Origin of the sequence: Leucobacter sp. USHLN153 (assembly GCF_037145615.1) — a bacterium.
Lineage (GTDB): Bacteria > Actinomycetota > Actinomycetes > Actinomycetales > Microbacteriaceae > Leucobacter.
In genome coordinates, this window is sequence record NZ_JBBCXE010000003.1 from 355176 (window position 1) to 372240 (window position 17065).

The window sequence follows — 17065 nt, forward strand, 5'->3', positions numbered from 1 at the left end:
GAGAATTCGGGCGATTCTGTGTATGAAATGGAGCGCCCTGTGAGCAGGCGCAGTGACGTGGCGTTCCGCATGATGCTGCGGGAGCCGAGCCGTCCACCGCGCTTGCACAACTCACATAGTTGTAGTTCCCTTGTGGTTCGTGGCCTCGATGAAGTTATCCACAAAATCCACAGCCGTTAACACTGTTAACACTTATCTTTCTTTAACGGGCACTCGATCACGCTGTGCGGCGATGCAGGCGCGAATGACAGGAATGACGACCGTCCCCCGAGTATGCAAAGATTGTGAACCGGAGAAGAGACGCGACCCAGCACGCGTTCGGAGGGAAACCAAATGCGATTTACCGTCAATCGTGACGTGTTCAGTGACGCGGTGTCCTTCGCGGTGAAGCTTCTCCCACAGCGTCCCACGCAGCCACTTCTGAGTGGCGCCCTGATCGAGGCTGACGGTGACCGTCTGACGGTGTCGTCGTTCGATTACGAGGTTTCTGCTCGCACGTCGATAGATGCCATTGTGGCTGAAGCCGGCCGGGCGCTCGTCTCGGGTCGGCTCCTTGGCGAAATCGCTCAGCGCCTCCCTCATTCCGACGTCGAGGTTTCTCTGCTCGAGAGCCGCGTCGAGGTGCGATGCGGCTCAGCTTCCTTCAGCCTCCCGGCGATGCCTGTCGAAGAATATCCGCAGGTGCCCACGATCGACTCCGTATCAGGATCCGTGCCAGCCGACGCGTTCTCAGATGCGGTTGCCCAGGTGTCGCTTGCTGCTTCGAAGGACGACGTCACGCCAGTGATTACGGGCGTGCAGTTCCAGGTGCTCGAGAACTCCCTCACCCTTACCGCTACCGACCGTTACCGCGTTGCAACTCGCAGCATCAATTGGCAGGATCGGGGCGCGGGCGAGTCGCTGACGGCCCTCGTGCCTTCGAAGATCGTGACGGAAGTCGGCAAGACTTTCTCCGGTGACGGGGAGGTGCAGGTCACGATCGTCAATGATGGCGAGCGTGAGCTCATTGCCTTTACCGGCGGTACGAAGACCGTGACGTCCCTCCTGATCAAGGGAAACTACCCCCCTGTTGGTCGTCTCTTTCCCGAGAGCGTCGACAACTACGCTGTGATGAACACGGCCGAGCTGGTTGAGGCAGTTGGGCGTGTGGGTTTGGTGCTCGAGCGCGAGGCAGCGCTTCGCTTTTCCTTCAGTGAGGGCCTCGTCATGCTCGAGGCGGCGGGCACAGAATCCGCTCAGGCAGTGGAAACAGTGGATGCTCACCTCGTCGGCGACGACATGGTGGTATCGCTGAAGCCCCAATTTCTCTTGGACGGGCTCCGCGCAACGCACTCGGAGTTCGCGCGAATCGCCTTCACGCGAACTGACAACCCGGGAAAGCCGGGTCCGGTGCTCATCACGAGTCAGCGGAGCAAGGAAGACGCTGACGATGAGAGCTTCCGGTATTTGCTGCAGCCCAATCTTCTCCTGCGGTAGGCGATGAGATGCGGGTAGCGCATCTATCTCTCGCTGACTTCCGCAATTATGCAGTCGCGGAGCTCGGTCTCGAGCCCGGACCCAATCTTCTCCTCGGGCGGAACGGACAGGGGAAGACGAACCTCGTTGAGGCCATCGCGTTCTTCTCCAGTTTGCGTTCGCACCGAGTTACGGGAGACAGCGCGCTGATCCGTGCCGGAGCGACCGCTGCAATTGCACGCATGCGGATCGAAGCGGGGGAGCGGCGCGTGGTGTTGGAACTACAGATCAACTCTGACCGCGCCAACAGAGCCCAGGTGAACGGCAATACCGTTCGGCCACGCGAGGTGACTCGGTGGTTCGCCTCGGTAGCGTTCATGCCCGAGGACCTGATGATCGTGCGGGGCGAACCGTCGGTCCGACGTCGCTTTGTCGACGATGCCCTCATAGCTCGACACCCTTCCGCAGCCGGCGTCCTCGCTGATTACGAGCGTGTCGTACGGCAACGCACGGCTCTCTTGAAGTCAGGTCGGCGTCAGGGGGCTTCTCTAGAGAACACGCTAGGGCTGTGGGATGAGCAATTGGTTCGCTACGGTGCGCAGATCATGCTCGCTCGCCGTGAACTCGTGCACGATCTTCAGGACCCCTTGAAGACGGCCTACGAATCACTGGTGGGCGAGGACCACAGACCCGGGCTGGATCTCGCCGAGACCGTCGCGACTGCTCTGACGAGCGTTTCACGTGAAACGCTCGTCGAAATGGCGCCCGGCGTGCGAACCTCGAACGGCGTTTCACGTGAAACACTCGAGGATGAGTTCCGCGCCGCCCTCGTTGAGGTGCGTGGAAAGGAGTTGGAACGCGGTGTCACGCTCGTCGGCCCGCACCGTGACGAGCTGCTCCTCAGGCTCAACGAACTTCCGGTCAAGGGATATGCGAGTCATGGCGAGTCCTGGTCATTCGCCCTATCAATAAAGCTCGCCCTTGCCGCCTTGCTTCGAAACGAGTCACCGGCCGGCGATCCGGTCATCATCCTCGATGACGTCTTCGCCGAACTCGACGCCTTTCGTCGGGGCCGCCTGATGGCCGCCGTGGCTGACTACGAACAGGTGATCGTGACAGCGGCCGTGGAGGCAGACGTGCCCTCTGAGCTCGATTGGCATCGCGTCCAAGTCGCTGGAGGCAAGATACTGGACGACGGTGGACTCCCATGAGCGAGTTGCATGAGAACTTCGCTACGGAGTCGTATTTGCGTGCGAAGTCGGCATGGCGCGGCGCGCCTCAACGGCGACGCCGTCGCAAGAATGACGTCGCGGAAGGATCAGCGTTCGGAACCGGACGTGATCCGCGCCCGCTCGCGGACGTGCTTACCGGTGTATCCATCGATATGGGGTGGAGCGCGGAGATTGAACAAGCGCGGGTTCTCGGTGAGTGGGCGGAGTTCGCCGGGGGAGCGACCGCCGAGCACACCGAGGTCATCGGCATCAGCAACGGAGTGCTGCAGATCCAGTGTGATTCCACAACCTGGGCCACGGAACTTCGTCGGCTTCGGGGTGAGATGTTGACACGCTTGCTTAAGGAATATCCCGACGCGGAAATTCGGGACCTGAGATTCCTCGCTCCCGGTGCGCCTTCGTGGCGTCACGGGCTGCGCAGCGTGCCGGGGCGCGGCCCGCGCGACACCTACGGGTAGCGCATCCAACGTTGATTTTGTTGCGAAAAGGAGTGACTTCGTCAGCCCTGGGTGGATCCCTGCGAAAAATAGCCTCCAGCTGCCCCGTGAAGGCCCGCCTCGACACCGAATCTTGGTAGGCTGGTGTTCGGAAGTATCCGGGGCTCGAACGCGCCCTGAGACGCCCAGAGAAGGATCATTCACGGTATGAATTCAGAGCAGGCCACCGAGCACGACGACTACGGGGCCGGGGCTATTCAGGTGCTCGAAGGGCTGGAAGCTGTTCGGAAGCGCCCGGGCATGTACATCGGTTCGACCGGGCCGCGCGGTTTGCACCACTTGGTGTACGAGATCGTTGACAACTCTGTCGATGAGGCCCTCGCGGGATTCTGCGACGTAATCGACGTTACTATTCTGCCAGACGGCGGTGTCCGGGTGATCGATAACGGCCGCGGTATTCCGGTCGATCCTCACCCCACGGAGGGCCGCTCTACGGTTGAGGTGGTCCTCACAGTGCTGCACGCCGGGGGTAAGTTCGGCGGCGGGGGCTATGCCGTGTCGGGCGGTTTGCACGGCGTGGGCTCGTCGGTCGTGAACGCGCTCTCGAGTCGCTTCGAGGTCTCTGTCAAGCGACAAGGTTTCACGTGGAACATGTCGTTCACGGGCAGTGTGCCGGACGCGCCGCTGGCGCAAGGCGAGCCCACCGATGAGACCGGAACGACGATTACATTCTGGCCGAGCGACGAGATCTTTGAGACCGTCGAGTTCGATTACCAGACTCTTCGCACGCGCTTCCAGCAGATGGCCTTCCTGAACAAGGGGCTGCGAATCAAGCTGACAGACCTGCGTGAGCAAGAAGCGGTGGAGAATGACGAGGGGCAGCTGGTTGCGCCTCCGGCGCCGCATGATGAGTTCCTCTATGAGAACGGCATCAAGGATTATGTACAGCACCTCAATGCTGCGAAGCGCGCTGAGCTGGTGAATGAAGAGATCATCGCCTTCGAATCCGAGGATCCCGACCGTCAGATCGCCGCGGAGATCGCCATGCAGTGGACTACGGCGTACACCGAAAGCGTTCATACATACGCGAACACGATTAATACGCACGAGGGTGGCACCCACGAAGAGGGCTTCCGTGCCGCGCTCACCACGCTCGTGAATCGCTACGCACGCGAGAAGAACATCCTTCGAGAGAAGGATGACAACCTTTCAGGCGATGATGTTCGCGAGGGTCTCACCGCGGTGATCTCGGTCAAGCTCGGTGAACCGCAGTTTGAGGGCCAGACCAAGACAAAGCTCGGCAACACGGAAGCGAAGGCCTTCGTCCAGAAAGTCGTCGGCGACCAGCTCGGGGATTGGTTCGAGCGGAATCCGGGGCCGGCGAAGGACATCATTCGTAAGTCCATCCAGGCGGCTACCGCTCGTCTTGCTGCGCGCAAGGCTCGCGAGACCGCGCGTCGTAAGGGGCTGCTCGAATCGGGTGGAATGCCCGGTAAGCTTGCGGATTGCTCGAGCAAAGATCCCACGATCTCCGAGATCTTCATTGTGGAGGGTGACTCGGCTGGCGGATCCGCCAAGACGGGGAGGAACCCGCACACGCAGGCGATCCTGCCTCTTCGAGGAAAGATCTTGAACGTGGAGAAGGCCCGTCTCGATCGCGCGCTCAATAACGCAGAGGTCCAGGCGATGATCACCGCTTTCGGCGCTGGCATCGGTGAAGAATTTACGCCCGAGAAGGCGCGTTATCACAAGATCGTGCTGATGGCAGACGCGGATGTCGACGGGCAGCACATTACGACGCTGCTGCTCACGCTGCTGTTCCGCTACATGCGTCCGCTCATCGACTTGGGTTACGTGTACCTCGCGCAGCCTCCGCTCTACCGAATCAAGTGGGCGAATGCTGAGCATGAGTATGTGTACAGCGATGCGGAGCGAGATCAGCGCCTCGCGGCCGGCACCGAAAGCGGTCGACGCCTCATGAAGGAGAGCGGTGTGCAGCGCTACAAGGGCCTTGGTGAGATGAACCACGAAGAGCTGTGGGAGACCACGATGAACCCCGAGACCCGCACACTGCTGCAGGTCACGATGGAAGACGCGGCAACGGCCGATGAGATCTTCTCGACCCTGATGGGCGAAGATGTCGAGGCGCGTCGTAACTTTATTCAGCAGAACGCGAAGGACGTGCGGTTCCTTGACATCTGAAAATCAGACTCCGGACACCGAGGCAGAGCTGGCGGACGGGGAGAACCTGGCCGTGCACGGCAGGATCGACCAGGTCGATCTGCAGCTCGAGATGCAGCGCTCGTATCTCGACTACGCCATGAGCGTCATCGTCGGGCGCGCGCTGCCTGACGTTCGCGACGGCCTGAAGCCGGTGCACCGCCGTGTCATCTACACCATGTATGACGGGGGATACCGCCCTGACAAGGCATTCTCGAAGTGCACCCGTGTCATCGGCGATGTCATGGGTCAGTTCCACCCGCACGGCGACGGCGCGGTATACGACTCGCTCGTGCGACTCGTGCAGCCGTGGACGATGCGTTATCCGCTGGCGCTCGGTCAAGGCAACTTCGGCTCGCCCGGTAATGATGGTGCTGCAGCCCACCGATACACCGAGACGAAGATGTCCGCGCTTGCCATGGAGATGGTGCGCGACATCGACGAAGAAACCGTCGACTTCCAGGACAACTACGACGGTCGCACCCAGGAACCGACGGTACTGACAGCACGGTTCCCGAACCTTCTCGTCAATGGGTCCGTCGGCATCGCCGTCGGCATGGCGACGAACATTCCCCCGCACAATCTCCGCGAGGTCTCTGAGGCCGCCATCTGGCACCTCGAGCATCCGGAGGCGAGCCGTGAGGAACTGCTCGAGGCACTCATCGAGCGGGTGCACGGGCCCGACTTCCCCACGGGCGCGCAGATTCTGGGAACGAAGGGGATCCGCGAGGCGTATCGCACCGGTCGCGGCTCGATCACCATGCGCGCCGTCGTCAACATCGAGGAGATCCAGGGCCGCACCTGCCTCGTCGTGACTGAGCTGCCCTACCAGGTCAATCCCGACAACTTGGCCGTGAAGATCGCCGACCTCGTCAAGGAGAACAAGGTCCAGGGGATCGCGGACATTCGCGATGAGTCCAGCGGTCGTACGGGACAGCGGCTTGTCGTCGTGCTGAAGCGCGACGCGATCGCAAAGGTCGTGCTGAACAACCTCTACAAGCACACTCAGCTGCAGGAGAACTTCGGCGCGAACATGCTCGCGATCGTCGACGGTGTGCCGCGCACGCTCGCACTCGACGGCTTCATCTCGGCCTGGGCGAAGCACCAGATCGAGGTCATCGTTCGCCGCACGGAATACCGCCTGAAGAAGGCCGAGGCGGAAGCGCACATTCAGCGCGGATACCTGAAAGCGCTGGATGCTCTCGACGAGGTCATCGCGCTCATCCGTCGTTCGCCGACCGTCGATGAGGCGCGCACGGGCCTGATGGAGCTTCTCGGCGTCGATCAGCTCCAGGCCGACGCGATCCTCGGTCTCCAGTTGCGTCGACTGGCCGCACTCGAGCGACAGAAGATCCTCGACCTCGCTGCAAAGCTCGAGGCGCAGATCGCCGAGTACCAGGGGATCCTCGCATCGGAGTCGGCTCAGCGCGGCATCGTGATCGACGAACTGGGGGAGTTGGTCACGAAGTACGGTGACGAGCGCCGCACCACCATCATGCACGGGTATGACGGCGACATGTCGATGGAGGATCTGATCCCCGAGGAGGAGATGGTCGTCACCGTCACCCGGGGTGGATACGTCAAGCGCACCCGCATCGACAACTACCGCTCTCAGCATCGTGGCGGCAAGGGCGTTCGGGGCGCACAGCTCCGCGCCGACGACATCATCGAGCACTTCTTTGTCACGACGACGCATCACTGGCTTCTCTTCTTCACGAACACCGGTCGTGTCTACCGGGCGAAGACGTACGAGGTGCCCGAGGGCGGCCGCGACTCGAAGGGTCAGCATCTCGCGAACCTGCTCGCTCTCGCGCCGGACGAGTCGGTTACGCAGATCCTCGACGTACGCGATTTCGATGCCGCGGGATACCTCGTGCTCGCAACCCGGGATGGCCTCGTCAAGAAGACGGCCCTCACGGAGTACGACACGAACCGCACCGGAGGCATCATTGCGATCAAGCTGCGAGAGGGAGACGAGCTCGTTTCCGCATTGATCGCTGAATCTCGCGACGACGTCCTGCTCGTCTCGCGCCACGGTATGTCCGTGCGCTTTACCGCTTCTGATCAGGCACTTCGCCCGATGGGTCGCTCGACGAGCGGTGTGCGCGGCATGAACTTCCGCGAGGGCGATTCGTTGCTCGCAGCGTCACGCATCGATGGTAGTGACGGCTTCGTCTTCGTGGTGACCGAGGGCGGGTACGCAAAGCGCACTGCCGTCGATGAGTACCGCGTACAACAGCGCGGCGGATACGGCATCAAGGTTGCGAAGCTCGACGAGGGTCGAGGCGTACTGGTTGGTTCCTTGATCGTCGACGAGACAGACGAGGTACTCGCGGTCCTTGCAAGCGGTAAAGTGGTGCGTTCGAGCGTTGCGGAAGTGCCGGCGAAGGGTCGGAACACCATGGGCGTCGTCTTTGCGCGTTTCCCAGAGCAGGACCGTATCATTGGCATCGCGCGCAATTCGGAGCGTGGGCTCGACGACGAGGAGTCCGGGGCCCCCGGGGCCGTTATCGCGGAAAACGAGGAAGACCTGAATGAGTAACACTGTCGCCGACAAGCTGGCCAAGAAGACCCGTAAGAAGGCGCCGACGAAGCAGGTTCGTCTCAAGCTGGTCTACATCGACTTCTGGTCGGCCGTGAAGTTCTCGTTCCTCGTTGCGATCTGCTTCGCCATCGTGAGCGTCGTCGCAACTGTACTGATCTACACAGTTCTCCTGCAGACGGGCGTGTTCGCGCAAGTCGACGAGCTCTTCATGGACATCGTCGGCGAGGAAAATAGTCTCATGCGGATCATCGGCTTCCCGCAGGTGCTCGGCTTCTCGGTCGTCGTGGGGATCCTGAACATCATCGTGGGCACGGCTCTGGGTGCCATCGGGGCCCTCGTGTACAACCTGCTTGTGCGAGTGCTGGGTGGGTTCCAGCTCGGGTTCACGAGCAACTGATTCGGGTGGCCCGGCTTCTCCGGTGGCCGGGCCACGCCCGATCTTCCGCCTGGATTTCGGAATTGCTCGGAGTTCAGGTAGAGTCATTGCTTGGTCGGGGGCTATAGCTCAGGTGGTTAGAGCGCTTCACTGATAATGAAGAGGTCCCAGGTTCAAGTCCTGGTAGCCCCACCACAAGATCCCCCTACTTCCGCGGTATTCGCGGGGAGTAGGGGGATTGTTTTGTTTCTGCGCTGGGCGCGACGTCACCTCGGCCAGCGGCGTCCCGAGCGTTCGTCACTCGATGTAGTGCTCGCGGTGTGCGCCGTAAAACTCCGCGGCGAGCACGGGTGCGGATCGCACTCAGCGTCGTCCGCCGCGCCGTGTGCCGCGCTTTTGCGCGTGGAGCCCGAGACCGGTAAAGTAGTTCGAGTCGCCACGGCCGAAACGTCAAGGCGACGAGCGGTACACCGCTCGGGTCCTTAGCTCAGTTGGTAGAGCGCCTGCTTTGCAAGCAGGATGTCGGGAGTTCGATTCTCCCAGGATCCACGGACTGAAAGACCCTGACTTCCCTGCGAAGTCGGGGCCTTTCTCGTTTCCGGCGTCGGCGCGGCGACAGGATCGCGTTACGAGACGACACCGCTCGTGCCGAGCAGCGTACCGATCGCGAATGTCGCTGCCAGCGCGAGCGCCCCGCCGCACACCACGCGGATCATCGGGCGGAGCACGGGATTGCCGCCGATCTTGGCGCTGATGTACCCGGTCAGCGCGAGGGCCAGCAAGACGACGACAAACGTGATCGGCACGCGCACCTCTGGCGGGGGAAGCAAGATCGCGAGCAAGGGGAGCACGGCGCCGATCGCGAACGCGAGAGCCGAGGCACCAGCGGCGACCCACGGGCTCACGACATCACGCTCGGTGATCCCCAGTTCGGCCTCGAGGTGTGCGGCAAGCGGGTCATGCGCCGTGAGCTCCTTCGCGACCTGGCGCGCAGTCTGAGGGTCGAGTCCCTTGGCCTCATAGATGCCGGCCAGCTCCGTGAGTTCTGCCGCAGGATCGCTCTTCAGCTCATGTCGCTCCTTCGTGATGAGCGCGCGCTGGCTATCCCGCTGACTGCTGACCGAGACGTACTCTCCCAGCGCCATAGAGATCGCCCCACCAACCAGTCCTGCGACGGCGGCGGTGAGGATCGGCCCCGTACTGCTCGTGACGCCTGCGACGCCGACGACGAGCGCGGCAAGCGAGACGATGCCGTCGTTGGCGCCCAGCACGCCCGCTCGAAGCCAATTCAGGCGGCTCGCATAGTTGTCCCCGTGCGGTTCATCGGGGTGACCGCCAGCGGCAACTCCGTGCACATGAGTCATAGCTGCATCAAAGCACGTTTTCGCCGCGTTTGGCAGAGCGGGGGCGGATCCGCGAGGTCACTGCACCGGGGGCACGAACGCGGCCCAGAACAGAAAAGCGCTCAGTGCGACGAGCCCAAGAATCACCCAGGCGCTATGGCGGGCGGGCAGAGACCACGACGTCCTGAGGAACGCAGCGCGCTGCTCGGCTGCGACGAAGTCGTGGATCCACTTTCGCTTCCACACCGCCAGGATCGCCGCGGCCAGTACCACCGTGCCGCCGACGACCATCGGGTTCATGTTCTCGCCGGTCAGCCCGTCGCCCGCAAAGCTCAACACCAGATAGCCCGGCAACCGACCCGCGACCGACACGAGGAGCAGCGTACGTATCGGAATTCTGGTGAGACCGGCGACGACTGAGATCACGTCGTCGGGGAAGGCGGGGAGCAGATAGATGAGAAACAGCACGAACGGTCCCTGCCGCGTGAGTAACCGGTCGAATTTCTCGAGCGTTTCGGGCCGAACGAATCGCTCCACGAACGGCCGGCCGAGCTTGCGAGCAGCCACGAAGACGATCCAGAACCCGATGAAGGAACCCACCACGGTATAGAGCAGACCGAACCAAGGACCGAACAGAAAGCCGCCGATGAGCCCGCTGACCTGGCCCGGGAGGGGAGCGATGACCACCTGCACGATCTGCATCAGTAGGAAGGCGAACGGTGCCCAGAATCCGAGGCCGTCAATCGTTTCTCGCGCTGTTTCGGGGTCGCTGAACAACGGCAGCAGCGGGCGCCCGAAGAACAAGAGCGCAGCAATGACCGCCGCGCACAGGAGGGCGACGCCGACAAGGGGCCAGAGCCGAGTGCGCTGGCTAGTTTCGGACACGGTTCGTCGGCCTCCTTCAACGTGGGGGAGCCATGCGGGAGAGACGCGCACCAGTGGAGAAGACGAGCATGTCGACGCGTGATCGGGCGCGCTCGGCCAGGACGGCGCACTCAGCGACAACTCCGGACGTTTCGCCATCGTACGGCGCGGCAGGCTTGCCGACGAGTAGGGAAAACCCGAAGGATGGTCTCCGGATCTCTCGGTGCCGCGCGCAGCCCGGTGCACATAGCGTAGGAGCATGATCAACACGACCGCGCACCCCGGTGCAGCGCCGGGCAGTGCCGCTGCAGCCCGCACGCCGTTCGAACCGTCTCGCTCTTCGGGCGTGGGCTCGGCGGCTTCTCCGGGCACCTCTTACTCCCGCACCGCACCGACCACGCCGTTGTCCTCCAGCACGGCACCAACGACACCGCTGCCATCCAGCACCGCTGCCACTACGCCGCTACCCTCGAGCAGCCACGTCGCTGCCGCTGGGGCATACACAGCGAGTGCTGCCGGTGTGAGCGCTGCGCCCGGCGCCGCCCCGACCGGCAACGCTGCGCCCGGCACGAGCAGCGCAAGCGGCGCGACTGCGCCCCCCGCGGCCCCGAACGGCGCCGCGCGATCCGCCACTTCCGCTGAGCTCGCCGCTCGCCAGCGTCCGCCATTCCGCCTCGCGCTCACGATCCTGCACCTCGCGGCGCTCGGGCTCGTCGGATTCACGCTGACGGTCATCCTCTTGACGATGCTCGGCACGGGGATCGGCATGCTCATCATCGGGATCGGCGCGGTCTTGCTGATCGGTCTGGTGTACGCGCTGTTCGGGATCGCCTGGTTCGAGACGCTGCGCGTGGGAGGCCTGTACCGCATCCCTGTCGGGATTCCGCGTTGGCAGCCCGCTCGCGGGCAGGGCTTCGGGGCCTGGTTCGGCTCAGTGCTGCGCCAGTCGGTTGACGGCCGAATGTGGCGCGCCGTTGCGAACTTCGCTATCTCGAGCGCCATGGGTCTCGCAGTGCTGAGCCTGGCGCAAGGCTTTGTGCACGCACTCTTCTCTGTGGTGCGCACGTTCTCGATCTGGTGGCAGCCCGGGATCCTCGGCATGCTCCTCTCCGCTGCCGGCATTGTCGGTCTGGCGCTGCTGCATCGCGTCGTCGCCGTCGCGATCGTGGGATCGGGTGCAGCCGACGAGCAGCTCGTCGAGCAGGCGCGGGTCTCGCAGCAGCAGCGCCAGGGTGCGGTCCGCGCGGCCGATGTGGAGCGCACGCGCATCGAGCGCGACCTGCATGACGGTGTGCAGCCCCGCTTGGTCTCCGTCGGCATGACGCTGGGCCTGGCCCAGGAGAAGATCGATTCGGATCCCGCGGCGGCCAAGCTGCTCGTCGCTGAGGCGCACACCTCGACGAAGGCGGCGATCACGGAACTGCGCCAACTCGCTCGCGGCATCTATGCGTCGGTGCTCGACGACCGCGGGCTCGATGCGGCGCTCTCGGCACTCGCGGCGCGATCCCACATCCCCGTGCAGCTCGACGTGCGGATCGCGGATCGTTACAGCCGCGACGCCGAAGCCGCCGTGTACTTCGCGATCGCCGAATCGCTCACGAACGCGGCGAAGCACTCCCGCGCCAGTGAAGCACGCGTCACCGTGCGCGTGCGCTCGGACGCTGATGGCACACCGATGCTGTGGGCACGCGTCGAAGACAATGGCATCGGGGGAGCGCGGGTCACCCCGGGCGGAGGGCTCGACGGCGTCATGAACCGCGTGCTCGCCGCGGGCGGCACCTCCCGCCTCGACAGTCCTCAGGGCGGGCCGACCGCGTTGGAGGTGAGCGTGCCATGCGCATCTTGATCTGTGAAGACTCCGTGCTCCTGCGCGAAGGACTCGTTCGCCTCCTCGAGCACGGCGGCCACACGGTCGTCGCGGCACTGCCCGATACCAGCGAACTCGAGCGGACGGTGGAGGCGAAGGATCCCGAGCTCTGCATTCTCGATGTGCGCCTCCCGCCGACGTTCACGGACGAGGGGATTCTTGCGGCTCTCGAGCTCCGCCGCACACGCCCGCGTCTTCCGGTGCTCGTGCTCTCGCAGTACGTGGAGGAGCGCTATGCGAGTGAGCTCATCGCCGCGCAGGGCGGTGCGTTCGGCTACCTGCTGAAGGATCGAGTTGCCGATGTGGGGGAGTTCATCGATTCGGTGCAACGCATCGCCGAGGGTGCAACGGTGCTGGACCCCGAGGTCGTCGCGCAGCTCCTCACCCGGCGGTCCCGCGACGACCGCATGCGCGCTCTCACGGAGCGCGAGCGGACCGTGCTCGCCGCACTCGCCGAGGGCCGTTCGAATCAGGCGATCGCGGCACTGCTGTTTCTCTCGGAGGCGAGCGTTGAGAAGCACATCACGTCGATATTCCAGAAGCTCGGGCTTGAGCAGGACGAGGGCGGCAACCGCCGCGTGCTCGCAGCAATCGCCCACTTTGAGAGTCGCGGCCCGACCGGCGCCACCTCATCAGAACCTCAGCATCCTCAGACTGGAGCCTCGTCATGAACACCCCGATTCATCCCGTGCAGCAGCCTTCCGGCGACCAGCCATCTTCAGCATCGCGCGACCAAGCGAACGGTGCGCCGGGCCCGGCAGAGGGGGCCGGCATACCGCGGCACCACGGACCCAACGCAGCGGGCAAGACGGCGACAGCGACCACGGCGATTCTTGCGGTGACGGCGTCGATCGGTGGCCTCGCGCTGGTCGCGGTCTTCGCGTCGAGCTCCTTCGCCGCGCTCAGCTCCCAGCGGTTGGACGTGCTCGACACCGTTGTGGGTAGCGTCGCTTCGGGCGTCACACCGGGCGATAGTCAGATGCCTGATAACGCCATCGTCGACGCCGACGGCGAGGCGGTGCAGACCATCGACGTCACCGATGTCACGTCGCTCGACCTCGAACTCGAAGCGGCGGCGCTCCGCGTGAAGTTCGGGGATGTTGTCGATGCCGAACTCGTGAGTTCGGGCCCCAGCGCGGCCGAGTGGACGTTCGCGACCGAGCAGGGCGAACTTCAGGTCGCCTCGCCGAACCGCGGCTTCGGCTCGGGCTGCCTCTTCAACTGCGGCGCCGGTGAGTTCGGTGGTGCCACGGCGACGCTCACCCTGCCTCAGAGCTTGAGCGAGGAAGGTCGCCTCGACGCCGAGGTGTCAGTTGAAGGCGGATCCTTCGCCGGTTCTGGCGACTTCCGCACGCTCGATCTCTCGGTCGAGGCGGGCACGGCACGCATCACGGGATCCGCCGCCTCATCGTCGTTCGACGTCGAGGCGGGCGACCTGACAGCCACGCTGGCCGACGCGGAGCGGGTCGAGTTGGGGCTCGACATGGGGTCGGCGCGGCTCGAGCTCACCGGGGAGGCTCCGGATCGCGTGGACATCGAAGCCAGCGCCGGAGATGCCGACGTGCGCCTGCCGCGCGGCAAGTACCGCGTCGACGATAGCTCGGAGCTCGGGGACATCGACAACGCCGTCACCGTCGACGATGCGTCGAAGCATCGAGTTTCGGTGAGCGTCGAGGCGGCGCGCGTCAGCCTGCGCTAGCGCCTCGGGGCCGCTCTACACTGGCGGTATGGAGGCGTCGGTGGAGTCGAGCGGGTGGCGTCCCGATGTGCTCGGTCCGGGATTCGAGTGCCGTGACCTCCCGCTCGGGCGCGACGAGGAGGGTGATCTCGTGGCCACGCTCGTGCGGGCCCGCCCGCCGTCGCGCGAGCGTGCCGATGAGCCGGTGGCGGGGTTCTGGCGCCGGCTCTTCGGGCGGGCGACGCACCTCGGTGGCGAGCTGCCGGGCGCTGACGACGCGCAGCCAGTGCTCGACGACGTCGACGTGCTGTACGTGCACGGATGGTCCGACTACTTCTTCCAGCGCTCGCTCGCCAACTTCTGGACGGACCGCGGCGCTCGCTTCTTCGCCCTCGACCTGCGAAAGTACGGTCGGAGCCTCCGGGAGGGGCAGACGCCCGGATACATCGAAGACCTCGCGGACTACGACCAGGAGATCGGGCTCGCGCTGGAGACCATGGGGCACGGAGACCGCCCCGCCCAATCGGACCCGCACCCGCAGCGCAGGCTCGTCCTCCTCGGACACTCGACCGGGGGCCTCGTACTGAGCCTTTGGGCGGCGTCGCATCCGGGCCGGGCCGACGCGCTCGTGCTCAACAGCCCGTGGCTCGAGTTCCAGCTCTCGGCCGCCGGACGACAGCTCATCGCGCCGCTTATCAATCTCCGTGCGCGTTTCAATCTCCGGGAGGCCGCTCCGCAGTTCGACGCCGGTCTCTACACTCGGGCGCAGCTCGAAGTGGGTCCGCTCGACGAACTCGAGACCGTCGACCCGCGCTGGCGCCCCGAGCGCAGTCATCCGGTGATGAACGGGTGGCTGCGCGCGATTTTGGCGGGACACGGGCAGGTTGCGCGCGGCCTGCACCTCGACGTGCCGATCCTCCTGCTGCTCTCGGAGCGATCTGCGCTGCCGCTGCGGTGGGAGCCCGCGCTCACGAGCGCCGATTCGGTGCTCGACGTCGAGGCCGTGGCGAAGGCGGCGCTGCGCCTGGGCAGGTCAGTGATGATCGACCGGATCGACGGCGCGCTGCACGACGTCTTTCTCTCCCGCAGCGAGGTTCGCGCGGATGCTTACAATCGCATCGACCGGTGGCTCACCGGTTGGGCACGGAGCCGGCCCGCTCCGGCGCGGTCCGAGCTCGATGAGGCGGCGACGCACTAGGCTCAGATCATGGATCTTCGAGTGGCTGCCTACGCGGTGGTGGAGCGGCGCGGCAAGATCCTGCTCACCCACTGGCGACGCGGTCACTTGCACGGTTGGACGCTCCCGGGCGGGGGCATTGAAAGCGGTGAGGATCCCCGCGACGCCGTCGTGCGCGAGGTCGCTGAGGAGACGGGCCTCGAAGCACGGGTCGGCAAACTGCTCGGCGTCGACTCCCGGGTGATGGTGCGCGAAGAAGTGCCGGAGGGCGACGAGCCCGAGCTGCACACGATCCGAATCGTGTATCGGGCCACCGTCACCGACGGCCCGCTCCGTAATGAGGTCGGCGGCTCATCGGACGAAGCGCGCTGGGTACCGCTCCGTGAGCTTGGCTCGCTGCGCACGCTCTCGCTGGTGCAAACCGGGCTCCGCATGGCCGGCATCAATCGCCGCCCCGCTGCGAAGAACGGCAAGGGCGGCCGACAGAATCGCTCGGCGAAGCCGCGCAAGTAGCGACGCCCGAGGCCCTCGAGGTTCCGCTCATCGGCGGTTTCACGGGCGGGAGGAGCTTTTCACCCATGAACAGAGAAACGGCGCCCCGGCTCGAAAGCCGGAACGCCGTTCCTCATCGGCGGTGACGCGCACCGCGCGCACTCTACTCGACGGTGGTATCGCTCTCCGGAGCCACCCACAGCTCGTCGTCGGTGCGGAATGCCTGCCAGAGGGCATACCCGACGCCCGCCGCGGCGGCGATTCCGACGCCGAGCGCCACGATTCCGCCCTTGCTCTTCTTCTCGGGGCGCAAGTATCCCGAGCGCTTCCCGAAGTCGCGCACCTGCTTCGCGGCCTTGTGGTTGTCGAGCTCATCGAGCGTGTGGATCGTGCGAGCGAGGGCGCTCGCGACGATCGGGGTCGTCGCGCGTCGCACCGAGTCTGCGGCGCGTCGAGCTGATGCGACGCCGCGATCGATCTTCGGGCGCACAACTTCGAGTGCGTCATCGATGCGAGGGGCGAGGTGTTCATCGCTCAGACGACGGGCCTGGCCACCGGCCTGCCCGAGCACCTCGCCGGCGTGACTGAGCACGACGCGCTGCTGATCGAGCAGCTCCTGGGCGTTCTTCCGCAGCTTGCGGAGTTCGCGGCGGCGCTTACGTGAGAGATTCATTCGTATCCTCCTAGCTCGACGAGGCAATCCTGTCGGTGTTGTCACCCGTTGCAACCACGCTACACCGAACCCGGCGGCTGGAGCGGGTGAAAGCTGCACGAACCCTAGTGTTTCCAGGCTTTCGGGGGCCTACGAGGGGGTTGACAGCCAGCTAGATGTCGAAGGCGCAGCTTAGACTGTGGGGCATGACGATTCACACTTCCGTAGCTACTATTCACACGAATCACGGCGACATCGTGATCAACCTCTTCGGCGATCACGCGCCGAAGACCGTCAAGAACTTCGTCGACCTCGCCGAGAAGGGGTTCTATGACGGTGTGATTTTTCACCGCATCATTCCGAACTTCATGATCCAGGGCGGCGACCCCACCGGCACCGGCACCGGTGGCCCGGGATACACCTTCGATGACGAGATTCACCCGGAGCTCCGCTTCACCGAGCCCTACCAGCTCGCGATGGCCAATGCGGGCAAGCGCCCCGATATGACCGGTCGGCTCGCGGGTACCAACGGCTCGCAGTTCTTCATCACCACGACGGCGCCGGACTGGTTGAACGGCAACCACACCATCTTCGGCGTTGTCGCTGACGACGACTCGAAGGCCGTCGTGGACGCGATTTCGAGCGTTCCCACCGGCGCGCAGGATCGTCCGGTCGAGGATGTCGTCATCGCGGGTGTCGACGTCGTCGCTGCGTAGAAAAGCCCGGA

15 protein-coding genes and 2 tRNA genes are annotated in these 17065 nt (G+C 64.5%); 14 read left to right on the forward strand and 3 right to left on the reverse strand.

Translation table 11 applies throughout. The features are described from left to right. Positions 1-333: 333 nt before the first annotated feature. The 8 genes from dnaN (at position 334) to WFH00_RS07450 (ending at position 8814) form a co-directional block, all read left to right on the forward strand. Positions 334-1476: a DNA polymerase III subunit beta gene (gene dnaN, locus WFH00_RS07415; protein ID WP_336660103.1), complete on the forward strand. Its 1143-nt coding sequence runs from the start codon at positions 334-336 to the stop codon at positions 1474-1476. Positions 1477-1484: 8 nt separating this feature from the next. Continuing rightward, positions 1485-2666: a DNA replication/repair protein RecF gene (gene recF / locus WFH00_RS07420; RefSeq protein WP_336660104.1), complete on the forward strand. Its 1182-nt coding sequence runs from the start codon at positions 1485-1487 to the stop codon at positions 2664-2666. Beyond that, a complete protein-coding gene (locus WFH00_RS07425) occupies positions 2663-3145 on the forward strand; it encodes a DUF721 domain-containing protein (RefSeq protein WP_336660105.1) in 483 nt (160 codons plus the stop codon). The genes recF and WFH00_RS07425 overlap by 4 nt, the downstream gene beginning before the upstream one ends. Positions 3146-3331: 186 nt before the next feature. After that, positions 3332-5326, forward strand: coding sequence for a DNA topoisomerase (ATP-hydrolyzing) subunit B (gene gyrB / locus WFH00_RS07430; protein ID WP_336660106.1), 1995 nt, complete (start codon positions 3332-3334; stop codon positions 5324-5326). Continuing rightward, on the forward strand, positions 5316-7886 hold the full coding sequence (gene gyrA, locus WFH00_RS07435) for a DNA gyrase subunit A (RefSeq protein WP_336660107.1): 2571 nt from the start codon (positions 5316-5318) through the stop codon (positions 7884-7886). Before gyrB ends, gyrA begins: the two co-directional genes overlap by 11 nt. Further along, positions 7879-8286: a DUF3566 domain-containing protein gene (locus tag WFH00_RS07440; protein ID WP_336660108.1), complete on the forward strand. Its 408-nt coding sequence runs from the start codon at positions 7879-7881 to the stop codon at positions 8284-8286. The genes gyrA and WFH00_RS07440 overlap by 8 nt, the downstream gene beginning before the upstream one ends. A gap of 97 nt (positions 8287-8383) precedes the next feature. Next, positions 8384-8460 (forward strand) — tRNA-Ile (locus WFH00_RS07445). Between the two features lie 281 nt (positions 8461-8741). Further along, positions 8742-8814, forward strand: a tRNA-Ala gene (locus WFH00_RS07450). A gap of 77 nt (positions 8815-8891) precedes the next feature. On the opposite strand, the gene WFH00_RS07455 is transcribed toward WFH00_RS07450, so the two are convergent. Together WFH00_RS07455 and WFH00_RS07460 are read right to left on the reverse strand one after the other, a co-directional pair. Further along, complete coding sequence (locus tag WFH00_RS07455; RefSeq protein WP_336660109.1) at positions 8892-9629, reverse strand: VIT1/CCC1 transporter family protein; 738 nt, start codon at positions 9627-9629, stop codon at positions 8892-8894. A gap of 57 nt (positions 9630-9686) precedes the next feature. Continuing rightward, entirely contained in the window at positions 9687-10493 is an 807-nt protein-coding gene (locus WFH00_RS07460; RefSeq protein ID WP_336660110.1) for a TVP38/TMEM64 family protein, read from the reverse strand. A gap of 499 nt (positions 10494-10992) precedes the next feature. Between WFH00_RS07460 and WFH00_RS07465 the strand changes: the two genes are divergently transcribed. The 5 genes from WFH00_RS07465 to WFH00_RS07485 are packed head-to-tail and all read left to right on the forward strand — an operon-like array spanning position 10993 to position 15707. Next, positions 10993-12318, forward strand: a complete 1326-nt coding sequence (locus WFH00_RS07465; protein ID WP_442918810.1) for a sensor histidine kinase — start codon at positions 10993-10995, stop codon at positions 12316-12318. Next, positions 12306-13010 carry a response regulator transcription factor gene (locus WFH00_RS07470; protein WP_336660111.1) on the forward strand — a complete coding sequence of 235 codons (705 nt, stop codon included), beginning with the start codon at positions 12306-12308 and terminating at the stop codon, positions 13008-13010. The genes WFH00_RS07465 and WFH00_RS07470 overlap by 13 nt, the downstream gene beginning before the upstream one ends. After that, positions 13007-14038 carry a hypothetical protein gene (locus WFH00_RS07475; RefSeq protein ID WP_336660112.1) on the forward strand — a complete coding sequence of 344 codons (1032 nt, stop codon included), beginning with the start codon at positions 13007-13009 and terminating at the stop codon, positions 14036-14038. The genes WFH00_RS07470 and WFH00_RS07475 overlap by 4 nt, the downstream gene beginning before the upstream one ends. Before the next feature lie 28 nt (positions 14039-14066). Next, positions 14067-15215, forward strand: coding sequence for an alpha/beta hydrolase (locus WFH00_RS07480; RefSeq protein ID WP_336660114.1), 1149 nt, complete (start codon positions 14067-14069; stop codon positions 15213-15215). 9 nt (positions 15216-15224) lie between these two features. Beyond that, complete coding sequence (locus tag WFH00_RS07485; RefSeq protein WP_336660115.1) at positions 15225-15707, forward strand: NUDIX hydrolase; 483 nt, start codon at positions 15225-15227, stop codon at positions 15705-15707. A gap of 142 nt (positions 15708-15849) precedes the next feature. On the opposite strand, the gene WFH00_RS07490 is transcribed toward WFH00_RS07485, so the two are convergent. Then, the gene (locus tag WFH00_RS07490; protein WP_336660116.1) at positions 15850-16359 is read right to left on the reverse strand and encodes a DNA/RNA helicase; all 510 of its coding nucleotides are present in this window, start codon (positions 16357-16359) and stop codon (positions 15850-15852) included. 185 nt (positions 16360-16544) lie between these two features. On the opposite strand from WFH00_RS07490, the gene WFH00_RS07495 reads away from it, so the two are divergent. Then, positions 16545-17054 (forward strand): peptidylprolyl isomerase, encoded by a 510-nt coding sequence (locus WFH00_RS07495; RefSeq protein ID WP_336660117.1) that lies wholly within the window; start codon positions 16545-16547, stop codon positions 17052-17054. Positions 17055-17065: the final 11 nt, after the last annotated feature.